This is a genomic window from Flavobacterium labens (genome assembly GCF_048286755.1).
In the GTDB taxonomy this organism is placed as follows: domain Bacteria; phylum Bacteroidota; class Bacteroidia; order Flavobacteriales; family Flavobacteriaceae; genus Flavobacterium.
Map to the genome: position 1 here is coordinate 835,250 of NZ_JBLVPL010000001.1, position 22,764 is coordinate 858,013.

Genomic DNA, 22,764 nt, shown 5'->3' on the forward strand with positions numbered 1-22,764 from the left:
TTTAATTTGTTTAAAGTTTAAAAGTTTAACGTTCCAAGTTCGTAATCCAATTACTTGAAACTTTAAACCTTAAACAAACTTTAAGGTACTTCTACTTCGTTTACAATTTTGTTAATGATATCTACTGAAGTAATGTTTTCAGCTTCGGCTTCGTAGGTAACTCCAATTCTATGACGCAATACATCATGAACTACAGCACGAACATCTTCTGGAATTACATAGCCGCGACGTTTGATAAAAGCGTAGCATTTTGCGGCATTCGCCAAATTGATACTTCCACGAGGTGACGCTCCAAAACTGATTAATGGTTTCAAATCAGCCAATTTATATTTCTCTGGATAACGCGTGGCAAAAATGATATCAAGTATGTATTTTTCTATTTTTTCATCCATGTAAACTTCGCGAACTGCTTCTTGAGCGCGTAAAATTTGTTCCACTGAAACTACAGGATTTACTTTTTCATAACTTCCCTTTAGATTTTGACGAATCACTAAACGCTCATCTTCCATTTTTGGATAATCGATAACCGTTTTCAACATAAAACGATCGACTTGCGCTTCAGGTAACTGATAAGTACCTTCTTGCTCAATTGGATTTTGCGTAGCCAATACTAAAAATGGTCGGTCTAGTTTAAAAGTCGTATCACCAATAGTCACTTGCTTTTCCTGCATGGCTTCCAGTAATGCCGATTGTACTTTGGCAGGAGCACGGTTAATCTCATCAGCAAGGACGAAATTAGCGAAGATTGGCCCTTTTTTTATCGAGAATTCATTTGACTTAATGTTGTAGATCATTGTTCCCACAACATCGGCTGGCAATAAATCTGGTGTAAATTGTATTCTACTGAAAGATCCTTGAACGGCTTGTGAAAGAGTATTTATCGCTAAAGTTTTTGCTAATCCGGGAACACCTTCCAATAAAATATGTCCTTGACCCAAAAGTCCAATTAACAAACGCTCCACCATGTGCTTTTGACCTACGATAACCTTGTTCATTTCCATTGTGAGAAGGTCTATAAAAGCACTCTCTCTTTCAATTTTTTCATTGATTGCCCTGATGTCTAAAGTCGCTGTATTTTCTTCCATTTTATTATTTTTAAAACCTTGAATTTAATGCCTTTGTTTTGATGGTGCAAATTCAATTTTTTTTTAGAAGTAAGATGTTAAAAAATGGTTAAAACTTCGACAAAAGCGCTAATTTTAAGGACTAATTATGATACAATTTTTATATTTTTAAGAACTTTGAAAAATATACTTTGAAATAGCAGAATTATGAATTTCAATAAAAAATAAAAACCATGAATAAAACAAAATTATCGCCTATTGTAGCGGGTGTCATGAATTGGGGAATATGGGATAAAAATCTCAATACCAAAGAAATGGAAAACATGATTAATGTATGCTTGGAAAACAAAATTACTACTTTCGATCATGCCGATATATATGGTGATTATACCACCGAATCTGATTTTGGAAAAGCCTTTGCCTCGAGTAAAATTGCCAGAGAAAAAATGCAATTAATATCCAAATGTGGCATCCAAATGGTCACGGAAAACCGCGTCAACACTATAAAACATTATGAATATTCAAAAGATTACATTGTTTGGTCTGTTGAAAACTCCTTAAAAAACCTACACACCGATTATTTGGATGTTCTTTTACTACACAGACCCAGCCCATTAATGCAAGCCGATGAAATTGCAGAAGCGGTTTTGAAACTAAAATCAGATGGAAAAATTATTGATTTTGGACTTTCTAATTTCACAGCTACACAAACCGAATTGATTCGTCAAAAAACAGAAGTTTTGTACAATCAAGTACAATTTTCGGCCACTAATTTCGAGCCTATGATCGATGGTAGTTTTGATTACATGCAAGCAAACAACATTCGTCCGATGTCTTGGAATCCACTGGGGTCAGTTTTTAGAAAAGATATTCCACAAACCAGACGATTGAAAAAATTACTGGCGACTTTGGTTTCAAAATACCATTTTGGCTCTGATACGATTTTGCTTTCCTGGATTTTAAAACATCCGGCGCAAGTTATTCCTATTGCAGGAACCGTAAATGTGGCCCGAATTCAATCATTGATGAAAGCCGTAGAATTAGAATTAGACAAAGAAGATTGGTTTGCCATTTGGACCGAAAGCATGGGGAATGATGTAGCCTAAGAATAGTGTTCAGTTCAGCAACTTTAAAATCACAAACAGAAAAAAGACTCATGAGTAAAACAGCCCTAATAACTGGAGCCACCAGCGGAATTGGTAAAGCGACAGCACAAATATTAGCTAAAAATAACTATAAAATTATTCTTTGCGGACGCCGTGAAGACCGATTAATTGAACTCAAAAAAGAACTTTCAGCATTTACGGAAGTGCATGCATTATCCTTTGATGTTCGAGACAAAAAAGTGGTTTTTGAAAGTATTAATTCCATCCCAGAAGACTTTTCCAAGATTGATGTTTTGATTAATAATGCAGGAAATGCGCATGGTTTAGATCCCATTCAAAACGGGGATTTAGACGATTGGGACGCCATGATTGACATCAATGTCAAAGGACTTTTATATGTTTCGAAAGCTGTAATACCACAAATGATAGAACAAAAATCAGGTCATATTATCAACATTGGTTCCATCGCCGGAAAAGAAGTATATCCAAACGGAAACGTATATTGTGCCTCCAAACATGCAGTTGACGCCTTGAACCAAGCCATGAGGATGGACTTGAATCCTTACGGAATTCGTGTTGGCGCCATTCATCCTGGTGCCGTAGAAACAGAATTTAGCGAAGTGCGTTTCAAAGGTGATGCAGACAGAGCCGCCAATGTTTACAAAGGTTTTGAACCATTACATCCAGAAGACATTGCTGATATTATTCACTTTGTAGTTTCCAGACCGTACCATGTAAATATTGCCGATTTGATGGTGTTGCCAACAGCACAAGCCGCAGCGACTATTTTAAAAAGAGATATTTAAATTGGATTTTTAGATTGTTGGATTTTTAGAAAGTCTAAGAATCCAACTGTCTAAAAAATATAATAATCAATAATGATGATCAACAAACGTATTCTCATCAAGAATCTGCTTGCTCACAATGATGAGAGTAGTTTTTATGATAAAAAGCGTCAGTTGAATTTACATACACGGGAAGGAAAAGCAAAATTTTTAAAACACATTTGTGCACTGTCTAACTCGAATCCTACAAACAATTCCTATATCGTCGTGGGTGTTGAAGACCAAGATAATACTATTGTGGGCGATGATTTTTTTGATGACAGTCGGATTCAGAATTTAGTGAATGCCTATCTGGAGAATCCTCCGAAAATTCAGTACGAAAATGTGCCATTCCCAAATTTGCCAAAAGATAAAGTTATCGGATTGGTAACGGTCAAGCCAAAAAGCAAAACTTCCTATTTCAAAAAAGGAATTCATACGATTCCTGCCAACAGTATTTTTATACGGCGAGGCAGTAACACAATGCCGGTTGAAGGCGAAATTGAAAAAAATTACCAGAATACTGAAACCGTAATTGGCATCGAAAACAACTCCAGAAACAGCATCGAATACACACTCGATGGCGTGATTGATTTCATGAATTTTCGCCACAAGGATATGGCGCCAAAGTATAAAGTATTCAAAGAATTATTTGTGATTTGCTGGGCTGGAATTGCCAAAAAATCTCGTGAGAAAACGTATTTGTCACGTGTTGATATTGAATTGATCAATGAACAAATCAAGCTATTTTATTCGGCTCAAGATGTGGTCGAAATTACTTTTGACGAAGACACTTTTACCATTATTGAATATGTTCCTTTGGGTTTAAACGACAAAACGAGCTATTATCCTTTAGAAAAACAGACGATTCATTTTCATGATAATGGCTATTATAAAATTGAAAGAGAGATGCTTTTTCAGCCGCCGGAATTCAACAAAAAAATGTTATTCCATATTTACAATGCTAATATTGCTTTGCTGAAAAAACTGCAAAAAGGACTTTCATTGTCCGAGCGGGAGCACAAAGATTTAGAGAATTTACCTTCCACTTTTATGATTTGTTACCTCAACGGTTTTGAAGAAGCCAAGCAAAAACTGATTGATGCCAAAGTGCTTTTAAAACCTTTCATACCCATATATTTATCGTTTAAAGAAGCGTTGCGAATTTTGAGAAAAATGAAATATGATGTGCAGTAAGTACACTATTTCATTCCCTAAGAAAATCCATTATATAGGTGTTAATTTCTCTTTTTTGTCTTTTATTTCCTCTGTCATTCATATCATTATGAATGGTATTCGGGAGTTTAATGATTTTTATCCCAAACTTTTTCTGCTCTGCAACAGTAGGCAAAACTCCCTCATCAGCAGACTGGTCGCTGGAACGAAGCGAGTAGATTTTAGGCTGAGAAGTTCTGGGTAATTCCATTCTGCGGTTGTCTAAAGAAATTATTTTATCTGCCAAATTTGGGTATTTATGAGCAAACAAAACCGTCATATCACCTCCATTAGAATGTCCAATTAAGTTTACATGTTTGAAATCTAATTCTGGTTTTATTTTTTTCAATTCATTCAGAACAAATAGGATATTCTCTGCTCCTCTTTCCCAATTTGATCGTCTTACAACTTGAGGAATTCCTGTCAAAGGCAACAAATCATCGGTTGGTAATTCATGGTGAATACTCACTACAAAATAGCCTTTGGATGCTAATTTTTTTGTTAAGTATGAATACGATTTATTTGCGCCAGGTTTATTTTCTCCATATCCGTGACTCACAATTACCAGCTGTTGATTTCTAATTTTTTCGTTTACAATAGGGGAATAAAACGCTACCGGAATTAATCTGTTTCTGGAACTATCCAGCCAATTGGCGCTATCTGACTTGACCTCAAATTCTTGATTATCGACTTTGGTATTTGTTGCTTTTTTATTAGACGTACAACTTAACACCAGAAAACAAAACAATATTTGCAGGTATATTTTCATGTGAATTTTGAGCATTTATCTGATTGAAAAAATGGTTTTGAAAAAGAAAGTATTGATTTATAATTCTAAATCAAAGCTAATAATTCTTTTAAAACCTCACAGATCATTTTAGCCAAAAGTAACGTTAACGCAAGAAGTGCACTCATTTTCGAGAGATTTAATTTCTTGTAAAGTTAATCTTAAAAAACAAAAAAAACCATCACCAAAAACAGTGATATTTTGTTCATTGATTAAAACACAATTTCGAAGAAATTTCTACTGAAATTTAAATAAAAATTACAATCTTTAAAATACCGCTACTTTTAATTTATTAAAAAAAATAAGTTAAAAAAGCCTACTTAACCTCTCTTTTACTTAATTTTATGACTTGAAAATAGCATTAATTTTTAGCTGTTTTTATTCTAATAAAGAACATTCAGTACATGAGAACACTTGTTATAGGCGATATCCACGGTGGTTTGCGAGCATTACACCAAATTATGGAGAGAGCCAACGTTACTAAAAACGACACCTTGATTTTTCTGGGAGATTATGTTGATGGTTGGAGCCAATCCCCTCAGGTACTCGATTTTATAATTGATTTGAAAACCAAACAGAACTGTGTGTGCATACGCGGGAATCATGATGATTTATTGCTGGAATGGCTAGACGAAAGTAAAGACAATCTGTTGTGGTATAAACATGGTGGTGAAGCGACTGTTTTGGCCTACGAATCCGTTAGCGCAGAAACGAAGCAAAAGCATATTGAATTCTTGAAATCATTAGAAAATTTTCATCTAGATGAGCAACGTCGCCTGTTTGTTCATGCTGGTTTTACTAATATGAACGGTGTCGATTTTGAATATTTTCCCGGGCTTTTTTATTGGGACAGAACCTTATGGGAAACGGCTTTGGCATTAGACCGCACTTTAAAAAAGGATGATCTTTTCTATCCAAAACGTTTTACTTTATACAATGAAATTTATATTGGCCATACGCCTGTCACCCGAATAGGCGAAACAACCCCGATTCAAAAAGCAAATGTTTGGAATGTGGATACAGGCGCAGCTTTCAAAGGTCCGTTAACGATTATGGATGTTGACACCAAGGAATTCTGGCAAAGTGAACCTCTGAACCAATTGTATTTTGATGAAAAGGGAAGAAATTAGATTTTATTGAACTACTTTTGCACCCACTTAAATAATTAAAAGTATGAAAAAGATTACCACATTAGTATTGTTATTGACAATTGGCTTGATTAATGCACAGGCTTTCAAAGGAAAAGGTGACGTTAAATTTGATGTTGGAGCCAACATTCAAAACGGAGGTTCTGGAATTCGTGTTTCTTCTGATTTTGGTCTTGGTGAAAACATGTCATTCGGATTTGTTACTTCTTATTTGTTATCGGTTTCTAATGATGATTTGGGAAATAAACCTGATTTTGGAGACAGAATGGATATTAAAGGACGATTCAATGCAAACTTGGGGAATGTTTTTCAATTTGATCCAAAAATGGATGTTTATCCAGGATTAGATTTAGGACTAAGAAATTTCGGTGCGCATTTAGGATTCCGTTATTTCTTTACGGAAGGTTTTGGTATTTTCACCGAAGCGGGAATTCCAATCGCAAGTTATAAAACAGATGCTGTAGGCTTTGACAAATTGAATAACCAATTCACGTTTAATATTGGCGCTTCTTTCAATTTGTAGAACAATTATCCACAACGTTTACGAAGAAATTTTAATAAAAAAAGGCAATTTGAATAGTTCAAATTGCCTTTTTTAGTTTATTGTATTTTATTACTACAAATCAAATTTGATTCCTTGTGCCAATGGCAAACTTGTAGTGTAATTAATGGTATTCGTTTGTCTTCTCATATATACTTTCCAAGCGTCAGAACCTGATTCTCTTCCGCCTCCAGTTTCTTTTTCACCACCAAAAGCACCTCCAATTTCTGCACCGGAAGTTCCTATGTTTACGTTTGCAATTCCACAATCAGAACCTACTACGGATAAGAAAAGTTCTGCTTCACGCAAATTGTTTGTCATAATAGCGGATGATAGTCCTTGCGCCACTCCGTTTTGAATTGCGATAGCATTCTCCACAGTTCCTGAATATTTCAATAAATATAAAACAGGCGCAAAAGTTTCATGTTGTACGATTTCGAAAGAATTCTCTGCTTCTGCAATTGCTGGTTTTACGTAGCAACCACTTTCAAATCCTTCACCAGAAAGTACGCCGCCTTCCACGAGGATTTTCCCACCTTCGGCAACAACTTTTTCTAATGCTTTATTGTACATTTCAACAGCATGCTTATCAATTACAGGGCCTACATGGTTATTTTCATCCAAAGGATTTCCAATACGTAATTGTTTGTAAGCTGATACAATTGCATCTTTAACTTTATCATAAATACTTTCGTGAATAATCAAACGACGTGTTGATGTACAACGTTGTCCTGCAGTTCCTACCGCACCAAAAACAGCACCAATAACCGTCATTTTGATATCAGCATCCGGAGTTACAATGATGGCGTTGTTTCCGCCTAATTCTAATAATGATTTTCCAAGACGACCTGCAACTGCTTGCGCAACAATTTTCCCCATACGAGTAGAACCCGTTGCAGAAATCAATGGCACACGCTTGTCGTTAGTCATCATTTCACCCACTTTATAATCTCCATTTATCAAACAGGAAATTCCTTCCGGAAGGTTATTTTCTTTGATAACTTCGGCAATAATATTTTGACATGCAATTCCACAAAGTGGTGTTTTTTCAGATGGTTTCCAAACACAAACATCGCCACAAATCCAAGCTAAAGCCGTGTTCCAAGCCCAAACGGCAACTGGAAAATTGAAGGCAGAAATAATACCTACAACTCCCATTGGGTGGTATTGCTCATACATTCTGTGACCCGGACGTTCGGAGTGCATTGTTAATCCGTGTAATTGACGCGATAATCCAACTGCAAAATCACAGATATCTATCATTTCCTGAACTTCGCCATATCCTTCTTGCAATGATTTCCCCATTTCGTAGGAAACTAATTTGCCTAAAGCTTCTTTGTTTTTACGTAATTTTTCACCAAACTGACGCACGATTTCACCACGTTGCGGCGCGGGCATTACTTTGAAAGTTTTAAAAGCCTCGGTAGCGGTTTGCATTACTTTTTCATAATCAGCAGCCGTAGTTGTTTTTACAGTACCTATTAGCTGACCGTCAACTGGTGAATAACTTTCAAGAATTTCCCCATTTGAAAAATGGTTTATCCCAGTTGATGTTCCTTCATTTATGGCTTTTACACCCAATTGCGCCAATGCTTCCTTCATTCCGAATTGATCTGCTATTGTTATCATTGTAACTTTTTTATTAAAAATTGTTATATTTTTTTACAAATATATTGATTTAACGTGAAAAACTAAACATTGCTACTTTATATTTTACGATTTTTAGCCCCGATAGTAGTGGCATCCTTTTGTAGTCTCGTTTTTTTACGAGACTACAAAAGATAGAACGGATAGCGGGATTAGCTCCTAAAACCACTTTGAATTCGGAATTAAATTATTTTTTGGATACAAATCTCGGGTCGGTTTCCATTATGGTTCCGCATTTTTCGCAGGTTCTCAACTTTTCTGAATTATAAAAATGTTCAAAATGAGGAAGGAAATCATTCTCGATATTATGCAATTCAAAATAAACCTCGTGCAGCTTGTGATTACAGTTATCGCAAAACCACAATAAACCATCAGTATATCCTTTTCCTGCTCTTTTTCGTTCGATGACAAGCCCTATAGAACCCTCTGAACGCACTGGAGAATGCGGGATTTTGGCAGGATGAAGATACATATCACCGGCATGCAATTCCATTTCTTTTCGCATACCATCTTCTTGAATAATCACTTTGATGGACCCTTCAAGTTGGTAAAACAATTCTTCGGTTTCATTATAGTGATAGTCTTTTCGGGCGTTTGGACCCGCAACAATCATAACAATATAATCACCGGATTCTCTGTACAAATTTCTATTGCCAACAGGTGGTTTAAGAAGATGACGGTTTTCATTAATCCATTTATTGAGATTGAAGGGTTTTGCAATTGCCATTTTTTCTGAGGTTCAAAGTTTCTATGGTACTAAGGTACTAAGATTTTAAATTATAGAACATAATAATTTTCTCAATAGCATGGAACCTGAGCGGTTTAGTATCTTTTTTCCTTAATCAAATAAATATACACGGGAAAATGGTCACTAAATCCTATTTCGGTATTGGAATGTCGCAACGGATAGCCTTTATATTGTCCGCTGTTTTGTATCAAAAAGGATTTATTGTAAATTCCAGCTTTCCAATACCGAAAGCTCGAATAATCCGTTAGTAATAAGGTTTCTGAAACCATTATTTGGTCAAAAACATCCCAAGCATCCCGAAATGCGATGGTGCCAAATCCCTTTTTAGCCATTTCTTCGAATGGATTGTAAATTCCAAACGGAAGCACATCAGACTTTTTTGCTTTGGCGCCAAGCCCAATTTTGACACTTTTATTATAAGGTCCATCATTCAAATCACCCAACGTAATCACTTTTGCATTTGGATTGATTCGTTGTAACGAATCTATTATTTTTCGATTTAATGCGCCGGCGGCCTCTCGGAACGGACTAGATTTTTTCTCACCACCAGAACGTGATGGCCAGTGATTGACTATAATATTGATTTCCTCTCCGTCCAGAAATCCCGTTACTAAAAGTTGATCTCGAGTGTAAACCCGATAATTCTTAGGACTAATTTGCAGGTCATCATCTGTTTTATCTTCAGAACTAGCTTTAGAATTTTCATTTGTATTTCCGCTTACTTTATAAATATACAACGGAATATTGCTGTAACTGGTGGGCTGAAATTTCTTTTTCTGATACAGGAGCGCCACATCGATTCCTCTTTTGTCAGGCGAATCAAAATGAATGACCCCGTAATCTTTCTCGATTAATTTGGGTTGTTTGACTAAATCTTCTAAAACGCCTCTATTTTCTATCTCGCATCCGCCAATAAATGTAGGTGAATCCGTATTATCAGCTGAACCTATTTCAGATAAAACACGGGCTAAGTTGCTTAATTTCTTTTCGTATTTATCATAGGTCCATCGCTGCAAACCTGTTGGCGTCCATTCTTCATCAAAAGTATCTGGATCGTTTATGGTGTCAAAAAGGTTTTCGAAATTATAAAACGCAACGGTATGAATAACGTATTTTTTCTGTTGAGAATTTGATTTTACCAACGGAAAAAATAAAAAAAGAATAGGAATCCAATACGTAATTCTCATAAATATTATTTATTTCCAGTCGGTGAATTAGATTCCATTTTAGAATCTGGCTATTGTAAAAATAGTCATTTGAACCTGAACTTAAAATTATTTTCTAATTGTCTATCTTTGTTTTTATCATTTAAAGACCATACCACTAGAATTTTTTCAGAAAAGCATTAAAGCATGAACATAAACCGATTTACTTTTACATTACGCTGTCCTGTTTTATATCAATTTCTAATGCTTATTTTTGTTTTACAATCTTTCAACAGCCAAGCCCAACACAACATGATTACACCGCCAAGTTTACAAAAAGGAGATACAGTAGCTATTTTGGCAACAGCCAGAAAAAATACAGATGACAACTTGAAACCCGCTATTGCTTTATTGAAAAGTTGGGGTTTAGCAGTAGTCATTGGAAATACAATAGGTTTAGACAACGACCAATTAGCTGGAACCGACGAACAGCGTGCCGCCGATTTTCAGCAGCAAATGGATAATCCAAACATCAAAGCAATCTGGTGTGTAAAAGGCGGATACGGAACCGTAAGAATGATTGATTTATTGGATTTTACTGCGTTCAAAAAAAATCCAAAATGGATTGTTGGTTTCAGTGATGTGACTGTTTTACACAATCATTTGAATACAATGGGTTACAAATCCATTCACGGAATCATGCCGATAACCGCTCCTAGAGCAACTCCAGAGGCGATTGAAACCATGCGAATTGCTTTATTTGGTGAAAAATTGTCTTATGAAATAGATCCTTTCTTGATGAACAGACACGGAAAAGCTACCGGAGAATTAGTGGGCGGAAATTTATCGATTCTATATAGCTTGTTTGGTTCACCATCTGCGATTGATTGTACTGATAAAATCTTATTTATAGAAGATTTAGACGAATATTTGTATCATATTGACCGCATGATGATGAATTTAAAGCGAAATGGTTGTCTGGAAAGCATCAAGGGAATTGTTGTGGGTTCCATGACAAAAATGAAGGACAATGATATTCCATGGGGTAAAAATGCCATTGAAATTATAGAGGATGTTACCAAAAAATACAATATTCCCGTCTTATATAATTTCCCGGCCGGTCATATTCAAGATAATAGAGCATTGATTTTAGGGAACAAAGTGACTCTGAATGTCAATGAAAAATGCAGTACGTTGGTTTTTGAATAAAGACAATTCGATTTAAGATTGCAGAAGTTTAAAAACTTGAAACCTTAAACTTAAAACAAAATTTTTCAATGGCGGAACACAACGAGCTCGGAAAACTTGGAGAAGAAATGGCGGTTGAATTTCTACGGAAAGACGGCTACACGATTTTGCAAACGAACTGGACGTTCCAAAAAGCCGAAATAGACATTATTGCCCAAAAAGGAAATACACTGGCCATAGTTGAAGTCAAAACCCGTTCCTCATTAGAATTTGGCTTGCCACAAGATTTTGTAAAACCAAAAAAAATCCAGCTTCTTGTGAAGGCTGTTGATGCGTTTGTCAACGAAAGAGATTTAGATATTGAAGTCCGTTTTGACATTATAGCTATCCATAAAGAAGGGAAATCTTTTGTAATTGAGCATCTTATCGATGCTTTTTATCACTTTTAAACGTTTTTTCTTGATGTTATATTTGTAACAAATTGTTTTTTATTTATATTTGCGTCATATTTACACACTAACTACGCGTAAAATAACAACCAACTAAAAAAAATTACATCATGAAAACTGTTTCTTCCATTGTAGAAAACTACATTAAAACAAAGCCTTTTTTGCTAAATGCACTATCATTAGGCATCATTAATCTGACCTCATTATCCCGAAACATAATGACCGAATTAGAAAGTGAATTTGGCAAGGAAGTAAAACAAGGTGCGGTTGTTATGGCTTTAAAAAGACTAACAGAAGAACTAGATTTCAGGTTAAATCATAAGATTAATAAAGTCATCAAAAACATTGGGGAAATCACCGTTCGTTCGGCCTTGACGGATTATACTTTTGCTGCATCCGATACTGTTTTAAATAAACAAGCAGATTTAATTGCAGATATCAATACGTTACCGGATATTTTTTACACTTCATCCAGAGGAGTGAACGAAACCAACATTGTGGTTAGTAACAGCATCAATCACTTAGTAGACAAGCATTTTGCTACTGAAAAACTGATTCAGAAATTAGACAATCTAGCTTCGATTACGGTAAAATTACCTAAAGAAAACATTGTCGTTCCTGGGATTTACTATTTCATTTTTCAACGTTTGGCTTGGGAAGGAATTATCATAAACGAAGTAATTTCGACTTCTAATGAGTTCACTATTTTAGTGAGTGAAGAACAAGTTGATGTTGCTTTTAAAGTAATTAAGGATTTGAAGAATTAGATAAGTTTATCATTTAAATAAAAAAGGGATTAGTTTTTGAAAAACCAATCCCTTTTTTATTTAAACAATTAATAATTGAGTCTTAAACGGTGTAAGTTTACATTATTTATTTAAAAAAAATGTTAAATTGCAAAAAATACATTTTTTCATGAAAAAACTTCAAATTATTCTTTTTTTATTTCTTACCATACAAATGGTAGGCCAGTATACCTCAATTCCAGATGGTAATTTTGAGCAATATTTAATTAACTCAGGTGTTGACACTGGAGCAAAAGACGGAAAAGTTTTAACTTCAAATATTAATACGATTAAATCTTTATATATTGGAAGTCAAAATATAACTGACCTAACAGGTATTCAAGACTTTGTGAATTTAGAAATACTACAATGTTATTTGAACAAACTCACTACTATCGATTTATCTAAAAATACTTCATTAAAAAAACTTTTTTGCAATTTAAATCAATTAACAAGTTTAGATCTTTCTAAAAATGTACTTCTGATAGAAGTAAACTGTGGTCAGAACAGAATATCAAGCCTTGATATTTCACAAAACGAAAATCTAACAATATTAAATTGCTCCGATAATCAAATTAAAACTTTAGACTTTTACAAAAATATTAAAATTACAGATATTGATTGTAGTAGTAACATTCTGACTGATTTAAATATTACTAAAAATACGTTATTAAAAAATTTAACCACAACAAATAATAATTTAGCTTCCTTAGACGTTTCAAATAATATAAATCTCACTTTTTTTTCTTGCTATAACAACATTATAACAAATTTGAATGTTAACAACTGTATTTACTTAGACCAACTTAACTTTGGTTCAAATAAATTACAAAATATAGATCTTTCCCAGAATACCTTATTAACTTCTTTGGCGTGTTATGATAATTTGCTAAACAAATTAGATATTTCAAAAAATACAATGTTAAAAGTTTTGAATTGTGAGTCCAACAAATTGACTACTCTCAATTTAAAAAATGGAAACAACAAAAATTTTCAAACACCCCCAACAAGCTTCAGAAATAACCTATATTTAACTTGCATTCAAGTTGATGATACAACTTATTCAGAAACAAATTGGTTTAATCTAAAAGATTCGACTGCAAAATATAATGCTATTTGCCAAAATTTATCAACTGCAGATATTGCGATTGATAAATCAACAATTTACCCTAATCCAACCAAAGGACAACTATATATAAATAACTTGATTTTAGAAAAAATAACAGTTAACAACATGGAAGGAAAAACAGTAAAAATCATTTCGTTTAATTATCCTTCTGCTAATAATACTATTGATCTATCGGACCTTATAAAAGGAGTCTATATTCTTAAAATCAAGAGCAATGGAATCATTTCGAGTCAAAAAATTATTATAGAATAATTTCGACTTCAAATGAATATACCATACTAGTAAGTGAAGACCAAGTGGATATGACTTTTAAAGTGATTAAGGATTTGAAAAATTAGAAAATTCCGTTATCAACAAAGCTTCCAGCCTTTTGAAGACTGGAAGCTTTTTTATAAAATAATATTCCGTTACTGCATTTCTAAACAGCAGTTTAAAATTACAAATTCGTTCCACCCGAAACTTCTAAACGTTGTCCATTTACCCATTTAGCATCATCGGTACACAAAAAGGCAACTACGCTTCCAATATCATCTGGCAAACCTACTCGTCCTAATGCCGTCAACGAAGCAATCATTTGATTTAATTGCTCATTATCCCGAACTGCACCTCCGCCAAAATCAGTTTCTATTGCGCCTGGAGCCACTATATTGACTCTGATTTTTCTTTCGCCCAATTCTTTCGCTTGGTATTTAGTCAAGGTTTCCATCGCGCCTTTCATACTTGCATAAGTTGAATATCCCGGAAATGAAAAACGGGTCAATCCTGACGAAATATTTACAATTCCACCACCATCGTTTAGTAGCTCCAAAGCTTTTTGAGTCAGAAAAAAGGGTCCTTTAAATTGAATATTAACCAAATCATCAAATTGAGTTGTACTTGTTGTCGCAAAACTTTCGTGAAGACCAACACCAGCATTGTTGATTAAAAAATCCATTTTTTCAGCACCAAAAGCGCTTTTTAAAGCGCTCGCTACATTTTGAAAAAACAAATCAAAACTACTCACATCGGCAACATTCAATTGAATGGCTGCTGCTTTTTGTCCCATTTTTTCGATTTCGGATACAACATCATCCGCTTCGTCTTTTTTGCTGTTGTACGTTAGGATTACATCAAGCCCTTTTTTGGCAAGACTTAAAGCCATGTCTTTTCCTAATCCGCGGCTTCCTCCGGTAACTAATGCTATTTTACTGTTATTGATTTCCATGTTTAAATTGTTTTAAATTAATACTGCAAAATTAATTCCGATATTAAGCTTGTCAATTGTAAATATCAATCCAGAGTTTGCAAAATTCAAATCAAATTATTTAAACCCTAAAAGATATAGGTGTCAAAGTTGTTTGCTTTTTGAAAAAATTAGAAAAATGTGCCAACTCTTCAAAGCCAAGTGAATAGGCGATTTCCGAAATGTTCCAATCGGTTTCTTTTAAAAGTATCTTAGCTTCATGAATCAATCGGTCACTGATTAATTCAGTAGTCGTTTTACCTGTGTTCTCTTTTAAAACTTTATTCAAATGGTTGACATGCACGGACAAACGAGCTGCAAAATCTTTGGCCGATTTCAATTCTAATCGTTGACGAGGCGACTCAATCGGGAATTGTCTTTCCAATAGTTCCACAAACAAGGAAGATACTCTTGCTGCCGAATTGTGTTTTGAATATAAGGCGGTTATAGGTTGCAATTTCTGTCCAAAGTGTATTAACTCTGCCACATAATTCCGAATCAAATCGTATTTATACACATAATCAGAATTGATTTCTTTATGTATCTTTTTGAATATCAAGTCAATTTCTATTGCATCCTCATCAGAGAGTTCAAAAATAGGATAGCCATCTGATTTAAAAATAGGAAGCTCGTCAAGTACAATTCCGCTTTTATCTTTTGTTAAAAACTCGCTCGTAAAAACACAAAAATTTCCCGACTGCTGCGTGTCTAGAGGAACATAATGATAGGGGATTTTTGGCGTAGCAAATAAAAGAGCATTCTTTTCAATGTCAATTATTTTATCTGCATATTCAGCTCTGTTTTTTCCTCGTATCAAGCTTATTTTATAATACGCTCTCCGGTCATAAGGCATAAATGACTTATCCTTTAGCCTTTCATAAAGTTCTTTGATACTAAAAACATTGAAATGACCAATTTCTTTTTGAATACCTTTTGGCAATAATGTGCTCGGATCTGTAACAGAGTCTCCAGAGATTTCCTGGTAAAACTCATCTATTGATTTTAATTTCATTGAGAATGAATTTGTAAAAATCAAATATAAGAAATAAAAAAACCAATCATAATAAGATTGGTTTTTTTACAATTAGGATCATTTACAAATTAAGAATCCGTCAAGAAATACTTAACAGTAAATTCCTTTTTTATTCTCCTCCCAATAGCTCCATCAATTCCAAAGCTGTCCTGGTATTTTTTACATTGTCAAAAGTCAACAAAAGCCGCAAACCAGCTGGCGTTTGCTTTTCTTTCATTTTGCATAAATTAGGATGTTTTTGTACAAACTGCAGTACTTTATGAAAACGATTCGATTGATAATAATCTGATTGTTGATCCGAAATGAAATAACCAATCATCTTGCCTTGTTTCATTACTAATTTTTCGATACCAATTCGGGTTGCAATCCATTTGATTCGAATACTATTCATTAACGCTTTGGCACGAGGTGGCATTGGACCAAAACGGTCAATCAATTTATTTTTGAAAATGATGAGTTCTTCTTCGTTTTTCACAGCGCCTAATTCATTGTATAAACTCAATCGTTCCGAAACATTATTGATATACTCATCAGAAAACAACAACTCAAAATCAGTATCGATTTGCAGGTCTTTGACGTATTCTTTGGTTTCCAAATTGTTTTCCTCCGGATATAAATCCTTGAATTCATTTTCCTTTAATTCATCGATGGCTTCATTCATGATTTTTTGGTAGGTGTCAAAACCAATTTCGTTGATGAAACCACTTTGCTCACCGCCTAATAAATCTCCCGCTCCACGAATCTCTAAATCTTTCATCGCAATATTAAATCCGCTTCCCAATTCGCTGAATTGTTCCAATGCTTGAATTCGTTTTCTGGCATCATCGGTCATCGCAGAATATGGCGGACAAATAAAATAACAAAACGCTTTCTTGTTGCTACGCCCTACTCGACCGCGCATTTGATGCAAATCAGACAATCCGAAATTATTCGCATTATTAATGAAAATCGTATTCGCATTGGGAACGTCTAATCCGCTTTCGATGATGGTTGTAGCAACCAAAACGTCAAATTCTCCATTCATGAAAGCCAACATCAATTCCTCGAGTTTTTTTCCATCCATCTGGCCGTGACCAATTCCAACTCTAGCATTGGGAACCAAACGCTGAATCATTCCGGCTACTTCCTTGATATTTTCTATTCGATTATTGATAAAGAAAACCTGTCCGTTACGCTGGATTTCATACGAAATCGCATCCCGAATCAATTCTTCACTAAAACCAACTACATTCGTCTCAATAGGATAACGATTGGGCGGAGGCGTTGTAATCACTGATAAATCACGCGCAGCCATTAGTGAAAACTGCAACGTTCTAGGAATTGGCGTTGCCGTTAAAGTTAACGTATCGACATTCGCAGCAATGGTTTTGAGTTTGTCTTTTACATTAACACCAAATTTTTGCTCCTCATCCACAATCAGCAATCCAAGATCTTTAAAAACCACATTTTTGTTGACCAATTGATGGGTTCCAATCACAATATCGAGTTTTCCTTCGGCCAATTGTTTTAGTGTTTCCGCTTTTTGTTTGGCGGTTCTAAAACGGTTTAAATAACCCACAGAAACGGGCATATCTTTCAATCGTTCTGTAAAAGTTCTATAATGTTGGTAGGCCAAAATAGTCGTAGGAACCAAAATCGCAACTTGTTTGCTGTTATCCACAGCTTTGAAAGCAGCACGAATGGCAACTTCGGTTTTCCCGAAACCTACATCCCCACAAACCAAGCGATCCATCGGGCGATCACTTTCCATATCGGCTTTTACCTCTGCCGTAGATTTGGTTTGGTCCGGCGTATCTTCATAAATGAACGAGCTTTCTAATTCGTTTTGTAAATAACTGTCCGGCGCAAACTGGAATCCTTTTTCGAGTCTTCTTTTGGCATACAACTGAATCAGGTTGAATGCGATATGTTTGACTCTAGCCTTGGTTTTTTGTTTTAAAATCTTCCAGGCATTCGAACCCAATTTGTAAATTTTGGGTGGCGTTCCGTCTTTCCCGTTGTATTTTGAAATTTTGTGCAGCGAATGAATACTCACATACACAATATCATTATCGGCATAAACGAGCTTGATGGCTTCTTGTGTTTTGCCTTCGACTTGTATTTTTTGCAGCCCTCCAAAACGTCCAATACCGTGGTCGATATGCGTCACATAATCCCCAACCGAAAGTGTCGTCAGTTCTTTTAAAGTGATATTCTGTTTTTTCGAATAGCCATTTTTGATGCTGAATTTATGGTAGCGTTCAAAAATTTGGTGGTCAGTGTAACAGGTTATTTGGTTTTCTTCGTCAATAAATCCCTGGTACAAAGGCAAAACAACGGTGTGATATTGCTTGCGGATATTCTCAGAATTGGCTTCATCCAAGGTCTCAAAAATATCATGAAATCGTTTGGCTTGGGCATCATTCGAACAAAACAAATAATTTTTGTAACCGTTGAAATGATTTTCGTTCAGATTATTCAATAACAAATCAAACTGTTTGTTGAAAGACGGTTGTGGCTGAATGTGAAATTCGAATTTTTTGTTGGTTCTAAAAATAGCTTTTGAACTCAATTCAACAATCGAAAAATCCAACGCTCTTTTTATAAATGCTGCTTGATTCAAAAACAATTGTTCAGGAGATGAACGCTTTATTTCCTGAGACAATTTTGCAAAAGCTTCCTCAGCTTTGCCAAATTGTTTGTCTAATTGTGATAAAAAATCTTCGGTGTTCTGAATAAAAATTACTGTTTTCTCCGAAATATAATCCAAGAAACTTTCTCGGTTTTCCTGAAAAACTTTGTTCTCGACATTTGGTATTATCGTAATTTTTTTTTGCGTTTCAATAGACAATTGCGTCGCTACATCGAAGGTACGAATGCTCTCCACTTCGTCTCCAAAAAACTCAATTCGGTACGGATTATCATTCGAAAATGAAAATACATCGACTATTCCTCCACGAACCGAAAATTCTCCAGGTTCCGTAATAAAATCGATTCTTTTGAATTCATATTCGAACAAAACTTCATTAATAAAATCAATAGAAATCTTGTCGCCAACAGCAACTTTCAGCGTGTTTTTGTCCAATTCTTTTCGGGTCACCACTTTCTCGAAAAGCGCTTCGGGATAGGTAACAATAATGGCCGGTTTCTTGCGGGAATTGATTCGGTTTAGCACTTCGGCGCGAAGCAAAACATTCGCGTTGTCCGTATCTTCGATTTCGTAAGGGCGACGAAATGAACCGGGATAAAATAGCACATCTTGCTCCCCAATCATTTGTTCCAAATCGTTCAAATAATACGCCGCTTCTTCTTTATTGTTTAAAACAACTAAAAAAGGAAGTTCGGATTTCTTGAAAACAGACCGAATTACAAATGAAAGTGCAGAACCCAAAAGTCCCGAAAGGTGCATTTTGACTTGGTTATTCTCTAATAAACGAGCAACAATTTGCTGGGTTTTAGGGGAATTATCGTAGGTATTGTATAAGGCTGTTTTACTCAACGCGTGGTAGATTTGGGTCGATGACTGGTGTGTTAGGAATGGCTCTTGTAGTGTCCATCATTTTCAATAAATCAGATTCTCCTTCTTCAAGCGGAATTTTACTTTTCTCCACAATTTTGTCCATTTGTCTTTGTAGCGAAACTAATTCCAAGTTGATTTCTGACACTAACAACGTCACTTTTTTATCAGGAATATTATCCAAATGAATGAATAAATCCAGCAATCTAACTTTGGTAATCAACGTGGAAATCCTGCTTTTTATTTGAGGTTTGTTGTAATCATAAGGAATATTGTCGTTCAAAGCCATCACTTTTTTCGAAAGCGCTGTTGATTTTTGCTGAAAAGCTCCAATACTTTTTTTAGGTTTTTGCGCTAATTCAGCTAAAAACATACGCCATTCGTTCCAAGATGCAATGCTTTTTTCACCCGCTTCGGTTACTGGCTCATCATATAAAACCCAACCTTTCTGTATGTTTGCTAATATCACTTCTTTTTTTTGTATCTCTTTTTTGTTTTCAGCAATTCGTTTTTGATTGTCATCTTTACAAGAGAACAAAACAAAAACCAGTGAGAAGAAAACGGCTATTTTATATTTCATGTGCGTCAATTTATCATTTTTTAATGGATGAAAGTAATTCAAATACAGTTGTAATTTTTTAAAAAAGAAGCAATTATGACCCTTTAAAAATTTCCATTAATTTAAGTGCAAAGTTACAAAGTAAATTTACAATAATGAATTCCAGTATTGGAATAACAATCTAATATTCCTGAAGCTATTTTTGTGTTTAAAAAGTCATAAATTAAGAAATAAAACTTCTTTTTAAATACTGTTTTAAGAAATTTATACCTTTTTTTATCAAAATTGTGTTATTTACGAAAACGTTATCTTTGTTTTTCAAAACAGACAAAAATGAGTACAAAAATATTGATTATTGGCGCTTGCGGCCAAATAGGAACGGAGCTTACCCAAAAGTTGCGAAAAATACACGGAACCAAAAATGTAATCGCTTCGGATATCCGAAAACTAAATATTGATGTGGTAAATTCCGGTCCATTTGAAGTCGTGAACGCTTTGGATTTTAATCAAATTGAACATTTGGTCGAAATACACCAAATTGACGAAGTGTATTTGATGGCTGCATTGTTATCAGCAACAGCCGAAAAAAATCCTGCATTTGCTTGGGACTTGAATATGAATTCGTTGTTTCACGTTTTGAATTTGGCGAAAGCCGGAAAAATAAAAAAAATATTCTGGCCTTCGAGTATTGCCGTTTTTGGACCAACAACTCCTAAAGAAAACACGCCACAATACACGGTTATGGAACCTTCAACAGTGTACGGAATTAGTAAGCAAGCGGGCGAAAGATGGTGCGAATACTACCATAATATTTTTGGGGTAGATGTAAGAAGTATTCGTTATCCGGGTTTAATCAGTTGGTCATCGCCTCCTGGTGGTGGAACTACGGATTATGCGGTGGATATTTTTCACAAAGCACTTTCCGATAAAACATACGAATGTTTTTTATCCTCAGAAACTAAAATGCCGATGATGTATATGGACGATGCCATTGCTGCGACCATCCAAATTATGCAAGCGCCGGCTGACCAAATAAAAATTCATTCTTCGTACAATCTAGCTGCCATGAGCTTTACGCCAACAGAGATTGCTGCAGAAATCAAGAAACATATTCCTGAATTTACCATCACTTATGAGCCGGATTTCCGTCAAAAAATAGCGGACAGCTGGCCAGCAAGTATTGATGATGCTGAAGCCAGAAAAGACTGGAACTGGAAACATGAATTTGATTTGGAAACGATGACTACGGATATGTTGAAAAATTTGAGTGCCGAAAAAGCATAATACTTTTATTTATATAGAATTCGGGTTTTAAAAAATTAGGGGGGAAATCTAGTTTTTTAAAACCCGATTTTTTTTGAATCAAAGTAATACAATTGGGAAGTATTTACTTCATTGGTAAGATTTTAAAGCTACTTTTTATTAGATTTGATAAAAACCTAAGCGCAATGAAACTAAAATCAAGTGAACCTTTTTGGTTGGTAAAAAACGGAATCATTAACTCCTATCCTTCTTTAAGAGAAAACTTGGATACAGAAATTCTAATCGTAGGAGGCGGAATAACCGGCAGTCTAATAGCGCATCAATGTATGGCAGATGGTTACAAAACCGTTCTGATTGATCGCAGAGAAATAGGTCACGGAAGTACATCAGCTACGACATCCATGTTACAGTATGAGATTGACGTGCCGCTGCACCAACTTATTGATTTAATTGGCGAAAAAGCTGCCGTTGACAGTTACTGGGCATGCTATAAATCGATTGATGATTTGAAGAAAATAGTGCAACAAGTAAAATCTGATTGTGGTTTCAAGAAAAAAGAATCCCTTTATTTTGCCGCTTTAAAGAAAGATGTTGTCTGGTTAAAAAAAGAATTCGAAGCGCGAAAAAAAATTGGTATGCCAGTAAAATGGCTGGAAGCCGAAGAAATTGATAAAAAATTTAAAATCAAACATTCGCATGGTGGAATCTTATCAGAACAAGGCGGCAGTATTGATGCATTCCACTTATCTCACGATATTCTAGCGTACAATCATAAAAAAGGATTACAAGTTTTCGATAAAACCGATATCAAAAAAGTTACTTACAAACAAAATGGCGTCACCGTTCTAACAGAACATGGAACTACCATTACCGCTAAAAAGATAATCTACTGCAACGGTTTTGAAAGTACCGAAATCATTAAAGACAAATTTGTAAAATTACTTTCTACTTACGCCATTGTGGGAGAACGTTTCGAGGATGACCAATCATATCTTAACGACACGCTGTTTTGGAATACGGCAGAGCCTTACATGTATATGCGAACCACGGATGACAACCGATTGCTTATTGGCGGAGAAGACGAAGATTTTGTAGACGCTGCAAAAAGAGATTCACTACTCAACGACAAGTCTGATAAGTTGACTAAATATCTGAAGAAAATTTTACCTGATTATGATTTCAGAATGGATTTTGTTTGGGCAGGTACTTTTGGCGAGACCAAAGACGGCCTACCTTACATTGGTAAACATCCCAATTTTCAAAGCGCTTATTTTGTTTTGGGCTTTGGCGGAAACGGCATCACATTTTCAGTCATTGGAATGGAACTCGTTTCTGAAATGTTGAAAAATAAGAAACATCCTTTATCAGAATATTTTAAATTCCGAAGGTAATTTTCAGGCACCAATATTTTCATT

The 22,764-nt window shown here is 35.0% G+C and carries 20 protein-coding genes and 1 pseudogene; 12 read left to right on the forward strand and 9 right to left on the reverse strand.

Going from position 1 to position 22,764, the window contains the following annotated elements; all coding sequences use genetic code 11:
* Positions 1–80: 80 nt before the first annotated feature.
* A complete protein-coding gene (locus tag ACNQF8_RS03610) occupies positions 81–1,085 on the reverse strand; it encodes an AAA family ATPase (protein ID WP_417950833.1) in 1,005 nt (334 codons plus the stop codon).
* A 212-nt stretch (positions 1,086–1,297) separates the two neighbouring features.
* On the opposite strand from ACNQF8_RS03610, the gene ACNQF8_RS03615 reads away from it, so the two are divergent.
* The 3 genes from ACNQF8_RS03615 to ACNQF8_RS03625 all read left to right on the forward strand — a co-directional run bounded on the left by ACNQF8_RS03615 (position 1,298) and on the right by ACNQF8_RS03625 (position 4,191).
* A complete protein-coding gene (locus tag ACNQF8_RS03615; protein WP_417950834.1) occupies positions 1,298–2,170 on the forward strand; it encodes an aldo/keto reductase in 873 nt (290 codons plus the stop codon).
* 50 nt (positions 2,171–2,220) lie between these two features.
* Positions 2,221–2,976: an SDR family NAD(P)-dependent oxidoreductase gene (locus tag ACNQF8_RS03620; RefSeq protein ID WP_417950835.1), complete on the forward strand. Its 756-nt coding sequence runs from the start codon at positions 2,221–2,223 to the stop codon at positions 2,974–2,976.
* Positions 2,977–3,051: 75 nt separating this feature from the next.
* Positions 3,052–4,191, forward strand: a complete 1,140-nt coding sequence (locus tag ACNQF8_RS03625) for an ATP-binding protein (RefSeq protein ID WP_417951285.1) — start codon at positions 3,052–3,054, stop codon at positions 4,189–4,191.
* 10 nt (positions 4,192–4,201) lie between these two features.
* On the opposite strand, the gene ACNQF8_RS03630 is transcribed toward ACNQF8_RS03625, so the two are convergent.
* Complete coding sequence (locus ACNQF8_RS03630) at positions 4,202–4,978, reverse strand: alpha/beta hydrolase family protein (protein WP_417950836.1); 777 nt, start codon at positions 4,976–4,978, stop codon at positions 4,202–4,204.
* Between the two features lie 422 nt (positions 4,979–5,400).
* On the opposite strand from ACNQF8_RS03630, the gene ACNQF8_RS03635 reads away from it, so the two are divergent.
* Both ACNQF8_RS03635 and ACNQF8_RS03640 read left to right on the forward strand, forming a co-directional pair.
* Entirely contained in the window at positions 5,401–6,126 is a 726-nt protein-coding gene (locus tag ACNQF8_RS03635; protein ID WP_315206031.1) for a metallophosphoesterase family protein, read from the forward strand.
* Between the two features lie 43 nt (positions 6,127–6,169).
* Entirely contained in the window at positions 6,170–6,667 is a 498-nt protein-coding gene (locus ACNQF8_RS03640) for a DUF6646 family protein (protein ID WP_417950837.1), read from the forward strand.
* Positions 6,668–6,760: 93 nt separating this feature from the next.
* Here the strand turns inward: ACNQF8_RS03640 and amaB are convergent, their stop codons facing one another.
* The 3 genes from amaB to ACNQF8_RS03655 all read right to left on the reverse strand — a co-directional run bounded on the left by amaB (position 6,761) and on the right by ACNQF8_RS03655 (position 10,267).
* Positions 6,761–8,314 carry an L-piperidine-6-carboxylate dehydrogenase gene (gene amaB, locus ACNQF8_RS03645; protein WP_121364136.1) on the reverse strand — a complete coding sequence of 518 codons (1,554 nt, stop codon included), beginning with the start codon at positions 8,312–8,314 and terminating at the stop codon, positions 6,761–6,763.
* Positions 8,315–8,519: 205 nt separating this feature from the next.
* Complete coding sequence (locus tag ACNQF8_RS03650) at positions 8,520–9,059, reverse strand: 3-hydroxyanthranilate 3,4-dioxygenase (RefSeq protein ID WP_417950838.1); 540 nt, start codon at positions 9,057–9,059, stop codon at positions 8,520–8,522.
* Between the two features lie 95 nt (positions 9,060–9,154).
* Positions 9,155–10,267, reverse strand: coding sequence for an endonuclease/exonuclease/phosphatase family protein (locus ACNQF8_RS03655; RefSeq protein ID WP_417952912.1), 1,113 nt, complete (start codon positions 10,265–10,267; stop codon positions 9,155–9,157).
* Positions 10,268–10,537: 270 nt separating this feature from the next.
* Between ACNQF8_RS03655 and ACNQF8_RS03660 the strand changes: the two genes are divergently transcribed.
* The 5 genes and pseudogenes from ACNQF8_RS03660 to ACNQF8_RS03680 all read left to right on the forward strand — a co-directional run.
* Entirely contained in the window at positions 10,538–11,434 is an 897-nt protein-coding gene (locus ACNQF8_RS03660; protein ID WP_417951286.1) for a S66 peptidase family protein, read from the forward strand.
* 68 nt (positions 11,435–11,502) lie between these two features.
* Entirely contained in the window at positions 11,503–11,862 is a 360-nt protein-coding gene (locus ACNQF8_RS03665) for a YraN family protein (RefSeq protein ID WP_417950840.1), read from the forward strand.
* Positions 11,863–11,972: 110 nt separating this feature from the next.
* The gene (locus ACNQF8_RS03670; RefSeq protein WP_315206009.1) at positions 11,973–12,629 is read left to right on the forward strand and encodes an aspartate kinase; all 657 of its coding nucleotides are present in this window, start codon (positions 11,973–11,975) and stop codon (positions 12,627–12,629) included.
* 937 nt (positions 12,630–13,566) lie between these two features.
* Entirely contained in the window at positions 13,567–14,028 is a 462-nt protein-coding gene (locus ACNQF8_RS03675) for a T9SS type A sorting domain-containing protein (RefSeq protein ID WP_417953095.1), read from the forward strand.
* A pseudogene (locus ACNQF8_RS03680) lies at positions 14,025–14,114 on the forward strand (aspartate kinase); the annotation flags it as partial. The gene ACNQF8_RS03675 and the pseudogene ACNQF8_RS03680, both read left to right, overlap by 4 nt.
* 98 nt (positions 14,115–14,212) lie before the next feature.
* Here ACNQF8_RS03680 and ACNQF8_RS03685 read toward each other — a convergent pair.
* The 4 genes from ACNQF8_RS03685 to ACNQF8_RS03700 form a co-directional block, all read right to left on the reverse strand.
* Positions 14,213–14,980, reverse strand: coding sequence for an SDR family NAD(P)-dependent oxidoreductase (locus ACNQF8_RS03685; protein ID WP_417950841.1), 768 nt, complete (start codon positions 14,978–14,980; stop codon positions 14,213–14,215).
* 100 nt (positions 14,981–15,080) lie between these two features.
* Entirely contained in the window at positions 15,081–16,010 is a 930-nt protein-coding gene (locus ACNQF8_RS03690; RefSeq protein WP_417950842.1) for a helix-turn-helix domain-containing protein, read from the reverse strand.
* Positions 16,011–16,140: 130 nt separating this feature from the next.
* Positions 16,141–19,509, reverse strand: a complete 3,369-nt coding sequence (gene mfd, locus ACNQF8_RS03695) for a transcription-repair coupling factor (RefSeq protein ID WP_417950843.1) — start codon at positions 19,507–19,509, stop codon at positions 16,141–16,143.
* Positions 19,502–20,107: a hypothetical protein gene (locus ACNQF8_RS03700; protein WP_417950844.1), complete on the reverse strand. Its 606-nt coding sequence runs from the start codon at positions 20,105–20,107 to the stop codon at positions 19,502–19,504. Before ACNQF8_RS03700 ends, mfd begins: the two co-directional genes overlap by 8 nt.
* 312 nt (positions 20,108–20,419) lie before the next feature.
* Here ACNQF8_RS03700 and ACNQF8_RS03705 point away from each other — a divergent pair, with 312 nt between their 5' ends.
* Both ACNQF8_RS03705 and ACNQF8_RS03710 read left to right on the forward strand, forming a co-directional pair.
* Entirely contained in the window at positions 20,420–21,370 is a 951-nt protein-coding gene (locus ACNQF8_RS03705) for an L-threonine 3-dehydrogenase (protein WP_417950845.1), read from the forward strand.
* A 164-nt stretch (positions 21,371–21,534) separates the two neighbouring features.
* Positions 21,535–22,740 carry an NAD(P)/FAD-dependent oxidoreductase gene (locus ACNQF8_RS03710; RefSeq protein WP_417952913.1) on the forward strand — a complete coding sequence of 402 codons (1,206 nt, stop codon included), beginning with the start codon at positions 21,535–21,537 and terminating at the stop codon, positions 22,738–22,740.
* The last annotated feature ends 24 nt before the right edge of the window (positions 22,741–22,764 follow it).